Consider the following 312-nt stretch of genomic DNA (forward strand, 5'->3'; position numbering starts at 1 on the left):
AGCCCCGCGCGCGCCCGCGGCACAGGCCTGGTGAGCTGTACGGGGAGATCTCCGGCGCCATCGGATCCGAACTCCCGCAGCGTATGGAGGAGGATTCCGTGCCGGACTCGACGACGTCGTACGCCGACCTGCGTGCCCTGGTGATCAACTGCACCCTGAAACGCTCCCCGGAGCGCAGTCATACCCAGGGTCTGATCGACATCAGCACCGGGATCATGGAGCGCCAGGGCGTGCGGGTCGACGTGCTCAGGGCGGTGGACATCGACATCGCGACCGGCGTCTGGCCCGACATGACGGAGCACGGGTGGGAGA

At 67.9% G+C, this 312-nt stretch carries 1 pseudogene; it reads left to right on the top strand.

The window, feature by feature from the left end:
• Nucleotides 1-98: 98 nt before the first annotated feature.
• A pseudogene (locus tag OQ02_RS39780) lies at nt 99-312 on the top strand (flavodoxin family protein); the annotation flags it as partial.

Source organism: Saccharothrix sp. NRRL B-16314 (genome assembly GCF_000716595.1).
Lineage (GTDB): Bacteria > Actinomycetota > Actinomycetes > Mycobacteriales > Pseudonocardiaceae > Actinosynnema.